Annotated in this window: 15 protein-coding genes; 4 read left to right on the top strand and 11 right to left on the bottom strand. The window is 57.2% G+C overall.

What is annotated here, in order from left to right:
* Positions 1–210: 210 nt before the first annotated feature.
* The 4 genes from purC to dapA are packed head-to-tail and all read right to left on the bottom strand — an operon-like array spanning position 211 to position 3,768.
* Complete coding sequence (gene purC / locus R6U90_RS01975; protein WP_410350982.1) at positions 211–924, bottom strand: phosphoribosylaminoimidazolesuccinocarboxamide synthase; 714 nt, start codon at positions 922–924, stop codon at positions 211–213.
* A gap of 39 nt (positions 925–963) precedes the next feature.
* Entirely contained in the window at positions 964–1,722 is a 759-nt protein-coding gene (locus R6U90_RS01970; protein ID WP_410350981.1) for an MBL fold metallo-hydrolase, read from the bottom strand.
* A gap of 32 nt (positions 1,723–1,754) precedes the next feature.
* Positions 1,755–2,855, bottom strand: coding sequence for an outer membrane protein assembly factor BamC (gene bamC / locus R6U90_RS01965; RefSeq protein WP_410350980.1), 1,101 nt, complete (start codon positions 2,853–2,855; stop codon positions 1,755–1,757).
* A gap of 31 nt (positions 2,856–2,886) precedes the next feature.
* Positions 2,887–3,768, bottom strand: coding sequence for a 4-hydroxy-tetrahydrodipicolinate synthase (dapA, locus tag R6U90_RS01960; protein WP_410350979.1), 882 nt, complete (start codon positions 3,766–3,768; stop codon positions 2,887–2,889).
* Between the two features lie 322 nt (positions 3,769–4,090).
* On the opposite strand from dapA, the gene R6U90_RS01955 reads away from it, so the two are divergent.
* From R6U90_RS01955 to R6U90_RS01945, 3 genes are all read left to right on the top strand, one after another.
* On the top strand, positions 4,091–5,173 hold the full coding sequence (locus R6U90_RS01955; RefSeq protein ID WP_410350978.1) for a DUF4931 domain-containing protein: 1,083 nt from the start codon (positions 4,091–4,093) through the stop codon (positions 5,171–5,173).
* A 216-nt stretch (positions 5,174–5,389) separates the two neighbouring features.
* A complete protein-coding gene (locus R6U90_RS01950) occupies positions 5,390–5,869 on the top strand; it encodes a peroxiredoxin (RefSeq protein ID WP_410350977.1) in 480 nt (159 codons plus the stop codon).
* Positions 5,870–6,087: 218 nt separating this feature from the next.
* Positions 6,088–7,518, top strand: coding sequence for a PhoH family protein (locus R6U90_RS01945; protein ID WP_410350976.1), 1,431 nt, complete (start codon positions 6,088–6,090; stop codon positions 7,516–7,518).
* Between the two features lie 170 nt (positions 7,519–7,688).
* On the opposite strand, the gene R6U90_RS01940 is transcribed toward R6U90_RS01945, so the two are convergent.
* From R6U90_RS01940 to R6U90_RS01915, 6 genes are all read right to left on the bottom strand, one after another.
* Positions 7,689–8,780: an AI-2E family transporter gene (locus tag R6U90_RS01940; protein ID WP_410350975.1), complete on the bottom strand. Its 1,092-nt coding sequence runs from the start codon at positions 8,778–8,780 to the stop codon at positions 7,689–7,691.
* Positions 8,781–8,785: 5 nt separating this feature from the next.
* The gene (locus R6U90_RS01935) at positions 8,786–9,130 is read right to left on the bottom strand and encodes a Crp/Fnr family transcriptional regulator (protein WP_410350974.1); all 345 of its coding nucleotides are present in this window, start codon (positions 9,128–9,130) and stop codon (positions 8,786–8,788) included.
* A 39-nt stretch (positions 9,131–9,169) separates the two neighbouring features.
* Positions 9,170–10,072 (bottom strand): selenium metabolism-associated LysR family transcriptional regulator, encoded by a 903-nt coding sequence (locus tag R6U90_RS01930; protein WP_410350973.1) that lies wholly within the window; start codon positions 10,070–10,072, stop codon positions 9,170–9,172.
* A gap of 160 nt (positions 10,073–10,232) precedes the next feature.
* Positions 10,233–13,454 carry an efflux RND transporter permease subunit gene (locus R6U90_RS01925; RefSeq protein ID WP_410350972.1) on the bottom strand — a complete coding sequence of 1,074 codons (3,222 nt, stop codon included), beginning with the start codon at positions 13,452–13,454 and terminating at the stop codon, positions 10,233–10,235.
* Entirely contained in the window at positions 13,451–14,464 is a 1,014-nt protein-coding gene (locus tag R6U90_RS01920) for an efflux RND transporter periplasmic adaptor subunit (RefSeq protein ID WP_410350971.1), read from the bottom strand. Before R6U90_RS01920 ends, R6U90_RS01925 begins: the two co-directional genes overlap by 4 nt.
* A 175-nt stretch (positions 14,465–14,639) precedes the next feature.
* Positions 14,640–15,827: a methyl-accepting chemotaxis protein gene (locus tag R6U90_RS01915; protein WP_410350970.1), complete on the bottom strand. Its 1,188-nt coding sequence runs from the start codon at positions 15,825–15,827 to the stop codon at positions 14,640–14,642.
* A 207-nt stretch (positions 15,828–16,034) separates the two neighbouring features.
* On the opposite strand from R6U90_RS01915, the gene ettA reads away from it, so the two are divergent.
* A complete protein-coding gene (gene ettA, locus R6U90_RS01910; RefSeq protein WP_410350969.1) occupies positions 16,035–17,699 on the top strand; it encodes an energy-dependent translational throttle protein EttA in 1,665 nt (554 codons plus the stop codon).
* 28 nt (positions 17,700–17,727) lie between these two features.
* Here ettA and R6U90_RS01905 read toward each other — a convergent pair whose 3' ends face one another.
* Entirely contained in the window at positions 17,728–17,994 is a 267-nt protein-coding gene (locus R6U90_RS01905) for a DUF6763 family protein (protein WP_410350968.1), read from the bottom strand.
* Positions 17,995–18,113 lie beyond the last annotated feature (119 nt).

Genomic DNA, 18,113 nt, shown 5'->3' with positions numbered 1-18,113 from the left:
CAGCGCCAGTTCCCTCTGGCCCAGGACCTTAATATAAGGACTTACTGATATTACTCGGCAGCGCCAGTCAATCTGGCACCTTGCTTACATGTCGGCCCGCGGAGCGATACCTTGATGGTAATAATCAGGGTTTACCCTAATATATCTTTTAGGAAGGCAAGTTTCCTTACTTATAACAATGACTTATGCAGGCCGGAATAAGCCGGTAGATCAGGCCAAAGCAATCCCCAGGCGGCGGGCCACTTCTTCGTAGGCTTCGACAACCCCGCCGAGTCCCTGACGAAAACGATCCTTGTCGAGCTTGTCGCGAGTTTCGGCATCCCACAGGCGACAGCCATCGGGCGTGAATTCATCGCCCAGTAACAGCTCTCCCTCGAAGCGACCGAACTCCAGCTTGTAATCCACCAGCAACAGCCCGGCCTGCTCAAACAGCTGCTTCAGCACATCATTAACCGCAAAGGTCAGTTGTTTCATGTGTTCGATTTCCCCGGCCGTCGCCCAGTTAAACGCCAGAATGTGGTAATCGTTGATCAGGGGATCATGCAACGCATCGTTCTTGAGAAAGAATTCGAATACCGGCGGATTCAACAACTGGCCTTCCTCGACCCCCAGACGACGGCACAGACTACCGGCACTGAGATTGCGAACCACACATTCGATGGGCAACATCGCCAGTTTTTTGACCACCGATTCCTGATCGGACAGCAGGCTTTCAAAATGAGTAGCGATGCCCGCCTGTTGCAACTGTTGCATGATGAAAGCATTGAACTTGTTGTTGACCATGCCCTTGCGTTCCAGCTGGGCCAGCTTTTCCCCGTCGAAGGCCGAAGTGTCGTTACGAAACTCGAGGATCAATCGGTTCGGGTCATCAGTGGTAAAGACCGTTTTAGCCTTGCCAGAGTAGAGTTCCTGCTGTTTTTGCATGCGGCGTATCCTCACAAGCGGTTATGCGGTTAATAGACTTCAGACGTCGCGCCAGTCGGTTCCCTGTTCCTGGCAGGCCACTTCGATTTCCACGGGCTTGCAGCCCAGCGCCCCGGACAGAGCATCCTGTGCCAATGCCGGGGTGTTGTTCTTGTCACTTAAATGGGCCGCGACCAGATAGTGCAGACCGCCGGTATCGATCTCGGTCAGTATCTGCGCGGCCTGGGCATTACTCAAGTGGCCCCGGTCACCGCCGACCCGTTGCTTGAGGGCGGGTGGATAGGGGCCCTCGGCCAGCATCTGCGGATCGTGATTACACTCGAGAATCAGGGCGTCGCAATCTGACAGGCGGGAATGAATATGCGGGGTACTGCAGCCGGTATCGGTCAGCAGTCCCAGAGACCGATCGCCGTCACGGAAAAGAAACTGACAGGGTTCGCGGGCATCGTGCGGCACCGGGAATGGCTGCAATTCGAGATCACCGATCGCCAGCGGCTGATGGACATCAAACAGATTCAGCCGCGGAACCTTGCCCGGCTGGGTGCCATTGACCGTGCCACGCGTGGCCCAGACCGGCACGCCGTAGCGTCGGGCCAGCAGACCCACGCCGCGAATATGGTCGCCGTGTTCATGGGTCACCACAATCGCATTCAGCGACGCCGGCTCGCAACCCAGCCGCTGCAGACGCGCTTCGGACTCGCGCAGGGAGAAGCCGCAATCGACCAGAATACGGGTTTGCCCATGCTCGATGAGCGTCCCGTTGCCCTTGCTGCCACTGCCGATCAGTGCAAATCGCACAACTGTTCCTCATTCACGCCCGAGGCGACAGATTAGCGCAGGTGGACTTCGATGTCCTCCAGCAGGCGTTTGGCCAGTGCCGGTTCAACCTGGCCGCCCTCTCTGTCACGCAGGCGTATGTTCGTCACCTCACCCTGCTGTTGCACTCGTAATAATAACTCATCCACTGCCGTGTCCTGCTCCTCGCCATCCAACAGACTGGCCCAGAACCCTTTTTCTTCCTTGGCCTTGAACTCCTCGGTCAGGCGGATGAAATAGGTGCCTTCCGAGCGATTGCGGTCCTCGACCCGCAGGCCGACCCGATCCAGCGCCAGTCCCACCCGTCGCCAGGTGCGGGCAAAGGTCTCGTTGACCTGCAAAATCTGCTCATCCTGTTGCTGCACGAAACGGGTCCGCTTGACCGGTTCACTGTCATCGACGATTTCCTCGGCCTGCCCGGCAGGGCTGCCCAGCGAGATCAAAAACCGTTGCAGCAGTTCCGTTTCCAGTTCCGGGTCAGGCTCGCGCGGTACCCAGGCGGTCTCGACCACATCAATCCCGTCACCGGAGGTGACGATCTCCTCCAGTCCCCGATGACTGATGAAGACCCGCGTCCCCTTCTCGGGCAGTCGCTCCAGGCGCAGCCGGTAACGATCCTGGTAACCGGTAGAACTGATGGAATCGATCATCCGCATCAACCAATTACCCGGGATCCGCTCACGCCGCTCCTGCCAGTTGGTTTCCATCACCCCGAGCTGGCGATCCTCCCGGGTAATCTCAAAACCCAGCGACTGGAAGAACTCGCGTCCGGCCTCCCAGATTCGTTCTGGCGGCAGGGCCACTTCCAGCCAGTGCATATCGCCCTCGCGGACAAAGCGGGCCTCGCGGGCGGTGGCGACCACCCTGTCCGTGGCAGCGGCACTCCCCTGCTGGCCCGACGAATAGCGGGCCTGATCGCGACCGATCGAGGGAATCTGCATCTGTTCCCCGCCCTGCGGGCGGCCGAGTTCCGGCGGCACTTCCAGCGCTTTGGTTTGCTTTTCCTCCGCCTGGGAATAGATCGCCCGGTAGTCCTTTTGCGGCGAGCCGGAACAGGCGCCAAGGCCCAGGGCCAGCGCCAACACAATCAACTCATAGCCATAACGGCGCGTCATGTAAGTCAGTCCTTCTGCAAATGAAAATCAATCAGGCGTCGACCAGGCCCAGTTTACGCAACTCGTCATGCACAATGACCTGATACTCGGGAGCCAGAATTGTCAGCGGCAGGCGAATTCCGCCCGGAATCAGTCCCATATCATACAGCGCCCATTTAACCGGGATCGGATTGGCTTCGAGAAACAGATTATGATGCAATCCCATCAGTTGATCATTGAGATGCCTCGCGGTCTCCCGCTCGCCGGCGAGCGCCGCCATACACATCTCATGCATCATTTTGGGGGCCACATTGGCCGTCACGGAGATATCGCCATGAGCCCCGGCCAGCATCAGCTCCATAGCGGTGCCATCATCGCCACTGTAGACCTCGAAATCCGGACCACACAGGCCAATAATATCACGAGCCCGTTGCACGTCCCCGGTGGCGTCCTTGATACCGATGATATTCTCGATATCCGCCAGGCGAGCCACGGTCCCGGGCAACATATCGACCGCCGTGCGCCCGGGGACGTTGTACAGGATCTGCGGGATTGCCACTGCCCCGGCAACGGCCTTGAAGTGCTGATAGAGGCCTTCCTGGGTCGGTTTGTTGTAGTAGGGCGTCACCAGCAAACAGGCATCCGCGCCGACCTCTTTGGCGCAACGGGTCAGCTCGATGGCTTCTCGAGTGGAATTGGAGCCGGTACCGGCAATGACCGGAATCCGGCCACGGGCCTGCTCGACCACCTGTTTGACGACCTCGCAGTGCTCGGTCTCGTCCAGTGTCGCCGATTCGCCGGTGGTCCCGACCGCGACAATGGCGTCGGTCTGGTTCTCGACGTGGAATTCGACCAGCGCCGCGAGCGCGGCCTCATCGACCCGGCCATCCTCGTGCATGGGGGTGGCCAGTGCCACCATACTCCCCTGAAACATACCCCTCTCCGCAAAAAACGCTCATGGTACTTGGGCCCACCAGCCCTGACAAGCGGCCCGCCCGGGCAGCCCCTGAGCCCCGAACACACCAGGCCCCAACCTCATTGATCTACCTTTGTAAACCGGCGCCAAAAACAACCCGCCCGTTTTCCCTGGCGTTTTCAGTGGCTTCGGAACGCCCGCGGCTCACTCCGCATGCGCTGGCGCCTTGCCACAACGCAATATTAAGTTACCCTGTTGGGCCATAAAATATAACTGTTCAACAAACGGGCCGAATCCCGGTATTTTCACCCAAAGCAGCCGCATAATACAGGAGTCGGGCATGTCCGAAACGGAAAATGGTAACCGCGAAATCCGCATTAACCCGATTGTTCCCAGCGAATCGGTCCTGGTCGCCACCGCGCGCAGTATGCGCCCGCGCAAGGAGGAAGCCCCGGCCCCCCGCGATACCCGCCAGCATGTGGAAACCTGCCCGTTTTGTCGCGGTAATGAGGAAAAAACCCCGCCGGAACTGAAGCGCTACGAAGAGGATGGCGAATGGGTCGTGCGCCTGGTGGAAAATCTCTATCCGGTACTGGGCGATGACCGGGACAAGACCGGCGTAGTATTCGGGCTGCAGCAGGCCATCGACGGCTATGGGCGACACGAAGTCATTATCGATCATTATGCCCACGGTATTGCCATTCATGAAATGAGCGAATCCCATCTGGCCACGCTATTCCGGGCCTATCAGGAACGTTCCGCCGAACTTTACGCCCTGGACGACCGGCTCAAATACATCCTGATTTTCAAAAACTTCGGTCCCGCCGCCGGCGCCAGCATGGCCCATACCCACAGCCAGCTCATTGCCATGCCGGTGGTACCCCAGAATCTGCACGAAGAGGTCGAGTACAGCCGCGAGTATTATAAAAAACACCACCACTGTATCTTCTGTACCCTGATCGATGAGGCCCTGACTTTCGAGACCACCATCTATGACCGGGACTCGGGCAAAATCGTGCGCCGTATCAATGTTGGTCAGTATGTGGTCGAACGGGGGGAGCGGTTTATCGCCATCAAACCTTTCGCCAGCCGCTATGAATGGGAAATTCACATCCTGCCACTGGAACACAACAGCGACTTTCTCGAGACCTCGGCCGAGGATCTGGCGGATATGGCACGGGTACTCAAACGCACCATGGCCCGGCTGGACGCGGTGATCGGTGGTGCGCAGTACAACTACTTCCTGCACTCGCGCCCGCGGGGCGAGGACTATAATGATTGCCGCGGCAGCTACCACTGGCATCTGGAGATCTGTCCCCGTACCAGTATCCCCTCCGGGTTTGAGCTGGGCTCGGGACTGTTCGTCAACACTGTCAGCCCGGAAGAAGCCGCCGAGCAGTTGCGCACTGTCAACATCGACTGATTCGGCAGAGCGTTGAACTCCCAAAACACTGAATACACCGACTGTGCAAAAGTAAAGTAAAAGCCGCTCTTGTATACTTTCTGCGCTTTTTGTTTCGGTGATTTTCAGTATCTTCGGCGTTGTCGCCGGTGCCGGCGTCGTGGTTTGCTCATAAAGCCGGTATGAAGCTAAGATAATTTTCAGGCAACCAGATTTATCAGGGAGTATCAAACCGTCATGAGCGACACAGTGAGCCCCGGAAAGAAAGTCCCCGACTTCACTCTGCCGGCCACCGGCAATCAGGACATTTCCCTGTCCGATTTCAAAGGCAAGAATGTCGTACTCTATTTTTACCCCCGGGACAGTACTCCCGGTTGTACTCGCGAGGGACAGGCCTTTCGCGACAACCACACCAAATTCAAACGTCAGAACACGGTAATTCTGGGAGTCTCGCGGGACAGCCTCAAAGCGCACGAAAATTTCAAGGCCAGGCAGGAGTTTCCGTTTGAACTACTGTCAGACAAAGACGAAATGCTCTGCAACCTGTTCGATGTCATAAAAATGAAAAACATGTACGGCAAAAAGGTGCGTGGTATCGAACGCAGTACTTTTTTGATCGACGATAAAGGCAAACTTCGCCAGGAATGGCGCAAAGTCAAGGTCGATGGCCACGCCGAGGAAGTTCTCGACGCGGTCAGGAAGCTCAATAAACAATAGCCTACTGTTCCTGTTTTTATGAGCTGCTCAGGCGATATCCAATAGACCGGAGACTTTCAACCACCGATGACACCGAAACCGCCACACTATTACGGAACAACGTTATCTTGTATTCAGTGGCTACGGTATTTCGCTGGTTATACTTCCCAAACGGATTACCGCACTTCATTGCCCGAACGGGCACTTTTTCATTCCAACAACCAGGTTGTCCTTAATTTATGAGTAAACGTCTGTTCGTGGTGGATTCCAATGTACTGATGCACGATCCCACTTCTTTGTTCCGTTTTCAGGAACATGATGTCTTCGTACCCATGATGGTGCTGGAAGAGCTGGATAACAATAAAAAGGGCCGCACCGAAGTTGCCCGCAATGCTCGTCAGGCCAGCCGCTTCCTGGACGAACTGCTCTCAACGGCCAGTCATGAGGATATCGAACAGGGGTTGCCGCTAAATGCGCAGCTGGAGTCGCTGGCAAATCAAAAACCACAAAACGGCAAGCAGCTGGCAGAAAAGCTGAACGGCAAACTGTTTTTCCAAACCCGCGCCTATCCCGACAGTCTGCCCCATCACCTGCCCGGCAACCTGCCCGATAACAATATCCTGGGTACCGCCCTGGCCCTGCAGGAAAACCGGCAGGATCGGCAGGTCACCCTGGTCACCAAAGACATCAATCTGCGTATCAAGGCCGCGGTGGTCGGCATTCACGCCGAGGATTATCGCAACGACCGGGTCCTGGAAGATGTGGACTTGCTGTATACCGGCCATTATGAACTGGAAAAAGCCTTCTGGGATCGCCATGCCCGTGAAATGGAATCCTGGATCGAGGAAGGACGCACGTTCTACCGGCTCAAGGGACCGGATATTGAGAACTGGTCGCCCAACGAATTTCTGTTCAGCAACCAGGACAATACTCCGTTTGACGCCATTGTGCGCCGCATTGAAGGTGATGACGGTGCGGTTATAGAGACAGTTCGCGATTACCGTAATCCCAATCATGCCGTGTGGGGTATCAACGCCCGCAATCGCGAACAGAACTATGCGCTCAACCTGCTGACGGATCCCGACATCGACTTTGTCAGCCTGCTCGGCATGGCCGGTACCGGCAAGACCCTGCTGACCCTGGCCGCCGGTCTGGAACAGACCCTGGAGCAAAAACACTACAACGAGATCATCATGACCCGAGTCACTGTCCCGGTGGGCGAGGATATCGGTTACCTGCCCGGTACCGAAGAAGAGAAAATGACGCCCTGGATGGGGGCTTTAATGGATAATCTCGAAGTGCTGACCAACACCGAATTCGGTGGCGAATGGGGGCGTCAGGCCACCAACGATCTGCTCAGCAAGCGCATCAAGATTCGATCGGTAAACTTTATGCGAGGCCGGACTTTTTTGAATCGTTATATCATCATTGACGAGGCACAGAACCTGACTTCCAAACAGCTCAAGACCCTGATCACCCGCGCCGGACCGGGCACCAAGGTGATCTGCCTGGGCAACATCGCCCAGATTGACACCCCCTACCTGACCGAAACCACCTCCGGCCTGACCTACGTGGTAGACCGCTTTAAAAGCTGGGAACACAGCGGCCACATCACCCTCGTCCGCGGCGAACGCTCGCGCCTGGCCGACTACTCATCGGAAGTGCTCTAGCTATACCATTAAAATAAACGCGGAGGGGAGGTCGCGGAGGTTACAAAGTAATTTTGAATTTTTAATGTTGAATTTTGAATGAAAAGTCAGTTCACCATTCATAATTTAAAATTCAACATTCAACATTCAAAATTATATTTCTTATCTTTGCGCCTCTGCGTTGAAAGATTTTATTGCTGCGCCTGGGCCTGTTGTTCTTCTTTCTGGTGGATGCGTTCAGAGGCGCGCGGCCAGGCGCTGAGTGAGGCCTTGACCAGGGTGGCCAGCGGGATGGCGAAGAAGACGCCCCAGAACCCCCACAATCCGCCAAACACCAGCACGCTGACGATGATGGCGATAGGATGCAGGTTAACGACTTCGGAGAACAGCAGCGGCACCAGTACATTACCATCCAGCGCCTGAATGATGGCGTAGGCCACGACGACCCAGGCAAAGTCCGGTCCTACCCCCCACTGCATGTAGGCCACCAGCGCCACAGGAATCGTCACCACCGTGGCCCCGATATAAGGCACCACCACCGAGATCCCGACCAGTGCTGACAGCAGAATGGAATACTTGAGTCCCAGCAGTTCGAAAGTCACATAGGTGGTAATACCGACGAGCAGAATTTCCCAGAACTTGCCGCGCACATAGTTGCCCAGCTGCAGGTCCATCTCGGCCCAGACCTGGTTGGCCAGCGCCCGTTCCCTGGGCAGGAAACTGGTGGCCCAGGTGATGATAGGCTTTTTGTCCTTGAGAAAGAAAAACACCATCAGCGGTACCAGCACCGCGTAGACCATGAACATTACCAGATTGGTAAGCGAGGCCAGTGACAGGGTCACGATCTTTTGCCCCAGTGTAGCGATCTCGCGATTAACCAGCTGGGTCAGATCCTTGACCTGCTCTTCGGAAATAAAGGCATAGTGTTCAGGAAGATCAAGCAGGCTCTGTTGCAAGCGGTAGAAATAGCGTGGTAATTCCTGAATCAGTTCCTGCAGTTGCGAGGTAATCACGGGCGCAACACCCAGAAACAGGAAGAACAAAAAGATCAAAAACACACTGAACACCAGAACCACCGCCAAGAAACGCGGTACCCTCTGATCTTCCAGTTTGCGCACAATCCCTTCCAGCAGATAGGCAATGACGACGGCGGCCAGCACCGGCGCGAGCATATTGCCCAGAGTCAGGATCACGGTAAAACCGATGATCAGGATGAACGCCAGCAATACTGCCTGGGGGTCGGAAAAATAGCGGTTGTACCAGTTTTTCAGTAGTTCCAGCATGCGACTTATTCTTCTTTGTTCAGAGCCTGATAATGGCGCTCGAAAATGAGCTCCAGCTCATCGATCACCTCGAGCGCATCGCGACCGCGCATCATATGCTCGGTGACCAGGCCGGCGGTCTCGTGCAGCAGCTTGTCCTTGTTCAACATCGGATAGTTCCGGGACAGGCGCTTGATGGCCGCGATCACGGTTTCATTGTCCGGGCGGGGCAGACCCAGAGGCTCATCTGCGACCGGAGAACGCACCGCATGGCGCTGAACCAGAAATTCGGCGAAATCCAGCAGACTTTGCCGCGCCTCCTCGGGTAGCTGATAAAAACAGTCAAGTAGTTGATTTTCGGGCTTACTCACCGATCGGTCTCGTGTTGGCCATCACAGACCGATGATAAATCAATGCGGGTGGGACTTGCAGTAGGCCCGGGCAAAACTGAGCAGCTCATCCATCGCCCGGATCTTGAATTTCTGCTTCTGATGGACGAAGGAGAAGGGCCGTTCTACCGGGGGATCCAGCTTGACCGCCACCAGGGTACCCAGCTTGAGCTCTTTTTCGATCGTCGCGCTGGACAGTACCGAGACACCCATACCGGCCTCGACCGCGCCCTTGATCGCCTCCAGACTGCCCAGTTCCATGGACAGATTCAGATCGGTGGCGTGGATTCCGGCGCGGGTCATACTCTCCAGCATCACCTCGCGGGTTCCGGAACCCTCTTCGCGACAGATAAAGGGATAATCAGCGATCTGCCTGACCGGCACCGTTTCCTCCTTGGCCAGGGGATGCTCCGGTGGGACGATCAATACCAGCTTGTCGGTGCGGCACTCCTCGACCACCAGGTTCTTGTTGGTCACCGGCGCCTCGACCACACCCAGATCGATGGCGTTGTTCTCCACCATGCTGACGATGCCGTCGGTATTGGCCACGCGCAGGCGGATGGTGACATCGGGATATTGTTTTTTGAAATCGCGCAGCAGCTCGGGGAGCATGTACTCGGCGATAGTCGAACTGGCACCGATGATCAGCACCCCGCTGACATCCCCGGTCAGCTCGCGCACGGCGTTGTCCATTTCGGCGTACAGCTCGAAGATCCGGTTGGCGCACTCATACACACGCTGGCCGGCGTCGGTCAGGCTGATCCGGTTGTGGGTGCGATCAAACAGCCGGGTATTGAACTGCTCTTCCAGCTGGCGGACCTGGAAGGTCACGGCCGGCTGGGTCATATGCAATTCCTCGGCCGCCTTGGTGAAGCTCAGCAACCGGGCCACGGTCTGAAATACCTGTAATCGTCTGTCCGCCATCCGTCCTCTCGGGTACTACCGTGATAATAATCTTTATCTATGTACGCATCGGTAAAACTAAGGGACGAAATGGTAGCAAGTCTGGCGCCAAAACAAAACGCATTTTTTGCCGCCAGAAGGCGTTTTAACCTGCTGAATTTCAGGATTTTTCACTGCAAAATCAGCTTTCCATGCGCCTGTACATGAAGGCGTAGTACAGCACCGGAATCACCACCAGGGTGAGCAGGGTCGAGACCAGAATCCCGAAGATCAGCGACAGGGCCAGCCCGCTGAAGATAGGATCGTCCAGGATGAACATGGCCCCGAGCATCGCCGCCAGCCCGGTCAGGGCAATCGGTTTGGCCCGTACCGCTCCCGATCGCAATACCGCGTCCTGGAACGGCACGCCGGCGGCCACCTCCTGGTTGATGAAATCCACCAGCAGGATCGAGTTACGCACGATGATTCCGGCCAGGGCGATCATGCCGATCATGGAGGTGGCAGTGAACTGGGCGCCCCACAGGGCATGGCCCGGCATCACGCCAATGAGGGTCAGCGGGATGGGCGCCATGATGATCAGCGGCACCAGATAGGAGCGGAACTGGCCCACTACCAGCAGATAGATCAACAACAGGCCGACCGAGTAGGCGATGCCCATGTCGCGGAAGGTCTCGTAGGTCACCTGCCATTCGCCGTCCCACTTGATCCCGTACTGATAGGGATTATCCGGCTGCTGGATCAGGAACTGATTCAGTGGCCGGCCCTGATCGATATCCATCTCGCCCAGACTGCCGTACATGTCGAACATCGCATACAGGGGACTGTCGAGCTGCCCGGCGGCATCACCGGTGACATACACCACCGGCAGCAGATCCTTGTGGTAAATGGCGTGCTCGCGCTGGGTGGGCATGATCTCGACAAAGTCGGACAGCGGCACCAGTTCCCCGCCGCGACTGCGGATGGGCAACAGCAGCAGCGTGTTAAGCCGGGCCTTGTCGGCGACCTCGAATTCCAGGCGGATCGGCAGGGGGTACTTGAGATTGCCCGGATGCAGGTAACTGGCATCCTCGCCACTCAATGCCGCCGAAACCGCCGAGACCACCGACTGCTGGCTGATCCCGAGCAGGGCCGCTTTTTGTTGATCGACCTGCAGAATATACTTGGGCGAGCGGACTTCAATACTGTCGTCCACGTCCACCACCTCGTCGGTCTGTTCAAAGACTCCGCGGATCTGCTTGGCCACCCGAATCTGGCCCTCGTAATCCAGCCCGTAGACTTCGGCCACCAGCGGCGACATCACCGGCGGGCCTGGCGGCACCTCGACGATCTTGACGTTGGCATCATGACGCTGCCCAATTTCCTGCAAGGGACCACGCACCGCCCGGGCAATATCATGACTGCGGCGCTCGCGCTCGCTCTTGTCGACCAGATTGACCTGGATATCCCCGACATTGGCCCCCTCGCGCAGATAATACTGACGCAGCAGGCCGTTGAAGTTGATCGGCGACGCATTACCGGCGTAGATCTGGTAATCGCTGACCTCGGGGACCCCGGCCAGATAACGACCCAGTTCACCCAGCACCCGATTGGTCCGCTCCAGGCTTACGCCCTCGGGCATGTCCACCACCACCTGAAATTCGGACTTGTTGTCAAACGGCAGCATTTTCATTACCACCAGTTTGAATCCGACCAGGCTGACCGACAGCACAATCAACGCCATGATCACATAGAACAACATGCGCCGCCGCGGAGCGCCCTGCTCGCGATTCATAAACGGCGCAAGATATTTTTTGAACAGCCCGTGCAGGTATTCGGTAATGCGATCTTCACTGGCATCATGCGAATTGAGATGCTGACGCCCCAGCACTTTGTTGGCCATCCACGGCGTCACCACAAAAGCAATGATCAGCGAGATCAACATCCCGATACTGGCATTGATGGGTATCGGGCTCATGTAGGGCCCCATCAGGCCGGTCACAAACGCCATGGGTAACAGCGCGGCGATAACGGTAAATGTCGCCAGAATAGTCGGCCCGCCCACTTCATTGACGGCGACGGGAATCGCCTCCAGCAGTTTCTTGCCGCCCATCTGCATATGCCGGTGAATATTCTCCACCACTACAATGGCGTCATCGACCAGGATGCCAATAGAAAAGATCAATGCGAATAATGAAACGCGATTAAGGGTAAAACCCCAGGCCCAGGAAGCGAACAGGGTAATCGCCAGCGTGATAACCACCGCCGCCCCGACGATCAACGCCTCGCGCCAGCCCAGCGCCAGCAACACCAGCAGCACCACCGAGGCCGTCGCGAAGACCAGCTTGGTAATCAGGGTCATAGCCTTGTCATTGGCGGTCTTGCCGTAATCACGGGTCACGGTGACATTGACGCCGTCAGGAATAAAGATGCCCTTGATCTGTTCCACCCGCTCTATCACATCCCGGGCGATATTGACCGCATTGGTTCCCGGCTGTTTGGCTATGGCCACTGTCACCGCCGGAAATTCCCCCTGCACTCCGATCCCCTTGTTCGACGCGGACGGACCGGTGCCCAGGCGCACATAATGTTCGGGTTGATCCGGTCCGCGCCGCACGCTGGCGACATCGCGCAGGTAAACCGGTTTGCCCTCATGAACACCGACGATCAGGTCCTTGACCTCTGCCTCACTGCTCAGGAAAGTCCCGGTCTGAACCGGGATTTCCCGGTTTTCATTCACCAGGTAGCCGGCCGGCCGGGTGGCGTTACTCTGTTGCAAGGCATAACGCAGATCGGAGACCGACAGGTTATAGGCGGCCAGGCTGGCCGGGTCGAACAGCACATGTACCACCTGATCCGGTCCGCCGATGGTGTAGATATCCCGGGTACCCTTGACGCGCTTGAGTTCCGATTCGATCGAGTGGGCCACCTTGCCCAGGTCTTCGCCACTGTAACTGTCATCCTCGCTCCACAGGGTCAGCGAGACGATGGGGACATCGTCGATGCCCTTGGGTTTGATAATTGGCTGGGCCACACCGAGTCCCGATGGCAGCCAGTCCTGTTTGGAATACAGCGCGTTATACAATCGCACAATCGACTGGGTGCGATCCTCGCCTACCCTGAACTGCACGGTAATCGTCGACATACCGGGACGCGAGACTGAATAGACATGCTTGAGTCCTTCCAGCTCGGAGAGAATCTGTTCCGCCGGGGTGCTGACCAGCTCCTCGACCTCCCTGGCCGAGGCGCCGGGAAAACCGATAAAGACATTGGCAAAGGTGACGTCGATCTGCGGTTCTTCCTCGCGGGGAGTTACCATTACCGCGAACACCCCGAGCAAAAAACCGATCAGCGCCAGCAGCGGGGTTATTTCCGAAGTCAGGAATTTCCGGGCCAGTGAGCCCGAGACACCCAGCTTATCGCTCATTGTGCGTCACCCGTCCACTGTTCCTTGTAGGCTGCCGTGGCCCGGATCGGATCCAGCGCCACCTGCTCATCTTCCTCCAGACCAGCCAGTACCTCCACCATGTCGTCCGCGAAACGCTCACCGGTTCGAATCTGACGCAATTGCAGCTGTCCTTGCTCATCGCGCACATACACACCGGTTACTTCGCTGCGATGCACGATCGCCCCGGCCGGGATAACCAGCCGTTGAATCTCATCCAGCACAAAAGCGACTTTCACAAACATACCGGGATAAATGCCATGATTGCCGTCGGGCAACCGCACCCGCACATTAAAGGTGTGGCTTTGCGGATTGGCATAAGGAGAAATGCGTAACGCGTCACCGGGGACACTGGTTTGACCATTGGAATCAAGTAATACCCGGGCCTGCTGACGCTCACGGACCACGCGCACCATATCCTGGGGAATATCCACTGAAACCCGCAGAAGCTCGAGTGAAATGCCGGTGAAAAGAGGTTGACCGACATTGGCCAGCTCCCCGACCTCCACATGCCGGCGAACCACGATGCCGCTGTAGGGCGCCTGGACCCGGGTATTTTCCAGTTCCTCGGAAGCCAGCTCAAAAGCCGCTTTTGTCGACTTCAGGCGTGCCTCGGCCTTGTCGAGCGCCGATTTGGCCACCAGTTTTTTCTCGTAGATATCCTTGACCCGTTCGAATTCGGCGCGGGCTTCCTCATAATTGGCTTTGGCTGCGTTATAACGTGCCCGCTGATCCTTGTCGCGAAAGCGGAGTAAGATCGCATCCTTTTCCACATAATCGTCGACATCGTAATTGATCTCCACCACGCGCCCGGAGGTCTGGGCGGAGACCGTCGCCTCGTGTACCGCCTCGACCTCGCCATCAAGTACCCGCTCCAGAGGCCGGGTCTGCAAAGTTGCCTCAGCAAAGTCCAGCTGCGCCGCGCCGGACAGGGGAAGTCCGCCGATAACCAGACTCACGATCAGAACAGATTGGGACAATGCGGACCTCATGAGCTGCTCCTTGCAGAAAATTCGATAGGCCAATCATATCAACATCCGCCGGGCAGGGAACCCCTCCTGCACAGAGACGAGGGGCGAGTTGACGAGGAGAAACAGGCGTAACACGGGTAAGTTACGGTTAGCGCAAAGACCAGTGCCTTGTGGTGTTCAGGCCCCGTCGACTTGATTATTGCAGCCGGAAGTCGCTGACCAGCTGGTGAAGGCTATCAGCCATGTGGGAGACTTCCTGGCTGACACCGCTCAGCTGTTCCGTGCGCTCACTGCTGTGCACGCTGGCATCGTTAATTTGCTCGATTTGCTGGTTGACCTCTTCGATGACCGTACTTTGATCTTTCGCAGCCTGCGATATCTGCTGGCTCATCTCGGCTATCTGCCCAATCGAGGTGGCGATCTCCGTCAGGGCGCTGGCCGCCTGTTCACTCAACCCCGCCCCGCTCCGGGCCAGTTCCCCGCTGCTGGACATCACACTCACCGCGTCCCGGGTCCCGGCCTGCAAACGCTCGATCATACCGCGAATTTCTTCGGTGGACTGCTGGGTGCGCGTGGCCAGGGTTCGAACTTCATCGGCGACCACGGCAAACCCTCGCCCCTGTTCGCCGGCGCGAGCCGCCTCGATCGCGGCATTGAGCGCCAGCAGATTGGTCTGTTCGGCAATTCCGGTGATGACCGTCAAGACATTCCCGATGTTATCGCTTTCCTGCTCCAGATGAGTGATTGTGAGGTTGGCCTGCTCCACATTGCGCGCCAGCGTGTCGACCGCCTGTTTGGCCTCCCCGACCACGTCCCGGCCGGTATTACCCTGCTCATCGGCCTGGCTGGCGGCACTGGCCGCTTCACCGGCATGGCCCACCACCAGCTGGGCACTGCTCGCCATCTCATTAATCGCGGTGGCGACCTGCTCGATCATGCCGCGCTGGGACCGAATCTCGGTGGTATTGGTATCCATGACGACCGACATATTGTTGGCCGCTCCGTTGAGGGATTCCGCTTCATTGTGCAGCTTCTGAAGAATACCGCGCAGGTTATCAATCATGGTGTTGATGCTGATGACAATATCGCCCACCACGTCATGACTTTCGATACTGCAGTTGTGACTGAGGTCCTTTTCACTGACAGCCCGGGCCAGGGTCGATATCTGACGTAACTTGCTCAGCAGTATCCAGCGGACCAGATAATAATTGACGATGCCGATCGAAGTACCGGCCAGAATGCAACCCAGCACAAACCAGGCATACATACCTGGTTTCCATTCGACAAAAAACTCCGCATAAAACGGAAAAATCAGTGCCACTACTAACCCGAAGGTTAAAAAGGAAACAAACAGTCGACGCAAAATGCTGGGGCGTGTGCTCATAGGGGTTCGCATAAGGCCTCACCGGTGCCGGGACGCAGCCGGAGCGCGCCCCATCCATAATTATATCAGGTTGACAGCTTAGCGGCCCGAACCCGGCCAACTTGAAGCCCGGGTGAGCCGGGATGCTCCCGTATCGTCTTCTCCCCCGGATCCGGTACAATGACCGGCTTCTGATAGAGACTATTTTTTCCGGAGAAAGACAGACCGATGGCTCAATATATCTACACCATGAACCGCGTCAGCAAGGTGGTTCCGCCCAAGCGCACGATTCTCAAGGATATCTCTCTGTCGTTTTTCCCCGGCGCCAAGATTGGTGTGCTGGGGCTCAACGGCGCGGGCAAATCGACCCTGCTGCGCATCATGGCCGGGCTGGACACCGAGATCGAGGGCGAGGCCCGCCCGCAACCGGGGATCAATATCGGTTTCCTGTCCCAGGAGCCGGAACTGGATGAGACCAAAACCGTCCGTGAAAACGTTGAAGGCGCCCTGCAGCACATCAAGGAGGCCCAGGCCCGGCTGGAAGCGATCTATGCGGCCTATGCCGAGCCGGACGCCGATTTCGACGCCCTGGCTACCGAACAGGGCGAACTGGAGAACCTGCTGCAGGCCAGCGACGGTCACAATCTGGAGCGGACCCTGGAAATTGCCGCCGACGCCCTGCGCCTGCCGCCCTGGGATGCCGATGTCAGTAAACTCTCCGGCGGGGAACGCCGCCGCGTGGCACTGTGCAAATTGCTGCTGTCCAAACCCGATATGCTGCTGCTGGACGAACCGACCAACCACCTCGATGCCGAGTCGGTCGCCTGGCTGGAACGCTTCTTACATGATTACAGCGGCACCGTGGTGGCGGTCACCCATGATCGCTACTTCCTGGATAACGTGGCCGGCTGGATCCTGGAGCTGGATCGCGGCGAGGGGATTCCCTGGCAGGGCAACTACTCCTCCTGGCTGGAACAAAAAGAGAAGCGGCTGGAGATGGAAGAGAAACAGGAGCAGTCGCGAATCAAGACCATCAAGAGCGAACTGGAGTGGGTACGCACCAATCCCAGGGGACGCCAGGCCAAGAGCAAGGCGCGCCTGGCCCGCTTCGAGGAGCTCTCGTCAAAAGATTATCAAAAGCGTAACGAAACCAACGAACTGTTCATTCCGCCCGGCCCTCGCCTTGGCGACCTGGTAGTCGAAGCCAATCATCTGCGCAAGGGCTTCGGTGACAAGCTGCTGGTCGATGATCTGAGCTTCAATCTGCCGCCCGGTGGCATCGTCGGCATCATCGGCCCCAACGGCGCCGGCAAGACCACGCTATTTCGCATGCTGGTGGGCCAGGAACAGCCCGATGACGGCGAGCTGCGCATGGGTGACACCGTGCAACTGGCCTATGTGGATCAAAGTCGCGACAGTCTGGATGGCAACAAAACTGTCTGGGAAGAGATTTCCGACGGCCAGGACATCATGCAGGTGGGGGATTTCGAGATTAACTCCCGCGCCTATGTCGGCCGCTTCAACTTTCGCGGCAGTGATCAGCAAAAACGGGTCGGCGATCTTTCCGGCGGCGAGCGCAACCGGGTGCATCTGGCCAAGCTGCTCAAAAGCGGCGGCAACGCCCTGCTGCTGGACGAACCGACCAACGACCTCGACGTGGAAACCCTGCGTGCGCTGGAACAGGCCCTGCTCGAATTTCCCGGTTGCGCCGTCGTCATCTCGCATGATCGCTGGTTCCTGGATCGCATCGCCACCCATATGCTCGCCTTCGAGGGCGACAGCCAGGTTACCTGGTTCGAGGGCAATTACGCCGATTACGAAGAAGATCGCAAACGTCGGCTCGGCGATGACGCACAGCCCCACCGAATCAAGTATAAGAGTCTGGATAAATAACGACCGGGCGAGTGGTTGACCACCGGCTTTATACCCCCCAATGGCGGGGATGATACTCCTCGGCCAGAGTATTCAGTTCATCTTCGAAATCGTCAAACGGACCACTGCCATCATTGGGCTCGGCAATAGCAATGACGGCCAGTTCGTCCCAGATATCCATTTCAAGCTCTTCTACATCGCCGTCATAAAACTGGATTTCAATACTGTCCTCGTCAGTGGCCACGACTTCGAACATCCGGTCATCGGCATCCCGATACCACTGGCCCACAACAGGTTCAATTCGATGTTCTTGCATACGCCCTCCCCGCCGGTCGGGAATCATGCTGGACGGTTTGCGGCACAAACCACAAATAATACATTAGCAGCAGGTCGATAAATGTCACCCCCGGTGCGACGAACGGAACCCCCTGTTTA

The organism is Thiohalophilus sp. (assembly GCF_046483665.1).
Classification (GTDB): domain Bacteria; phylum Pseudomonadota; class Gammaproteobacteria; order UBA6429; family Thiohalophilaceae; genus Thiohalophilus.
Note: the sequence above shows the minus strand (reverse complement) of the source record. Positions and strands in the feature narration are given on the sequence as shown.

What these genes read in the sequence shown, in the direction of transcription:
- purC (WP_410350982.1), bottom strand. Translation starts at nt 924, where the DNA reads ATGCAAAAACAGCAGGAACTCTACTCTGGCAAGGCTAAAACGGTCTTT.
- dapA (WP_410350979.1), bottom strand. Translation starts at nt 3,768, where the DNA reads ATGTTTCAGGGGAGTATGGTGGCACTGGCCACCCCCATGCACGAGGAT.
- R6U90_RS01920 (WP_410350971.1), bottom strand. Translation starts at nt 14,464, where the DNA reads ATGAGGTCCGCATTGTCCCAATCTGTTCTGATCGTGAGTCTGGTTATC.
- bamC (WP_410350980.1), bottom strand. Translation starts at nt 2,855, where the DNA reads ATGACGCGCCGTTATGGCTATGAGTTGATTGTGTTGGCGCTGGCCCTG.
- R6U90_RS01925 (WP_410350972.1), bottom strand. Translation starts at nt 13,454, where the DNA reads ATGAGCGATAAGCTGGGTGTCTCGGGCTCACTGGCCCGGAAATTCCTG.
- ettA (WP_410350969.1), top strand. Translation starts at nt 16,035, where the DNA reads ATGGCTCAATATATCTACACCATGAACCGCGTCAGCAAGGTGGTTCCG.
- R6U90_RS01940 (WP_410350975.1), bottom strand. Translation starts at nt 8,780, where the DNA reads ATGCTGGAACTACTGAAAAACTGGTACAACCGCTATTTTTCCGACCCC.
- R6U90_RS01915 (WP_410350970.1), bottom strand. Translation starts at nt 15,827, where the DNA reads ATGAGCACACGCCCCAGCATTTTGCGTCGACTGTTTGTTTCCTTTTTA.
- R6U90_RS01905 (WP_410350968.1), bottom strand. Translation starts at nt 17,994, where the DNA reads ATGCAAGAACATCGAATTGAACCTGTTGTGGGCCAGTGGTATCGGGAT.
- R6U90_RS01930 (WP_410350973.1), bottom strand. Translation starts at nt 10,072, where the DNA reads ATGGCGGACAGACGATTACAGGTATTTCAGACCGTGGCCCGGTTGCTG.
- R6U90_RS01950 (WP_410350977.1), top strand. Translation starts at nt 5,390, where the DNA reads ATGAGCGACACAGTGAGCCCCGGAAAGAAAGTCCCCGACTTCACTCTG.
- R6U90_RS01955 (WP_410350978.1), top strand. Translation starts at nt 4,091, where the DNA reads ATGTCCGAAACGGAAAATGGTAACCGCGAAATCCGCATTAACCCGATT.
- R6U90_RS01945 (WP_410350976.1), top strand. Translation starts at nt 6,088, where the DNA reads ATGAGTAAACGTCTGTTCGTGGTGGATTCCAATGTACTGATGCACGAT.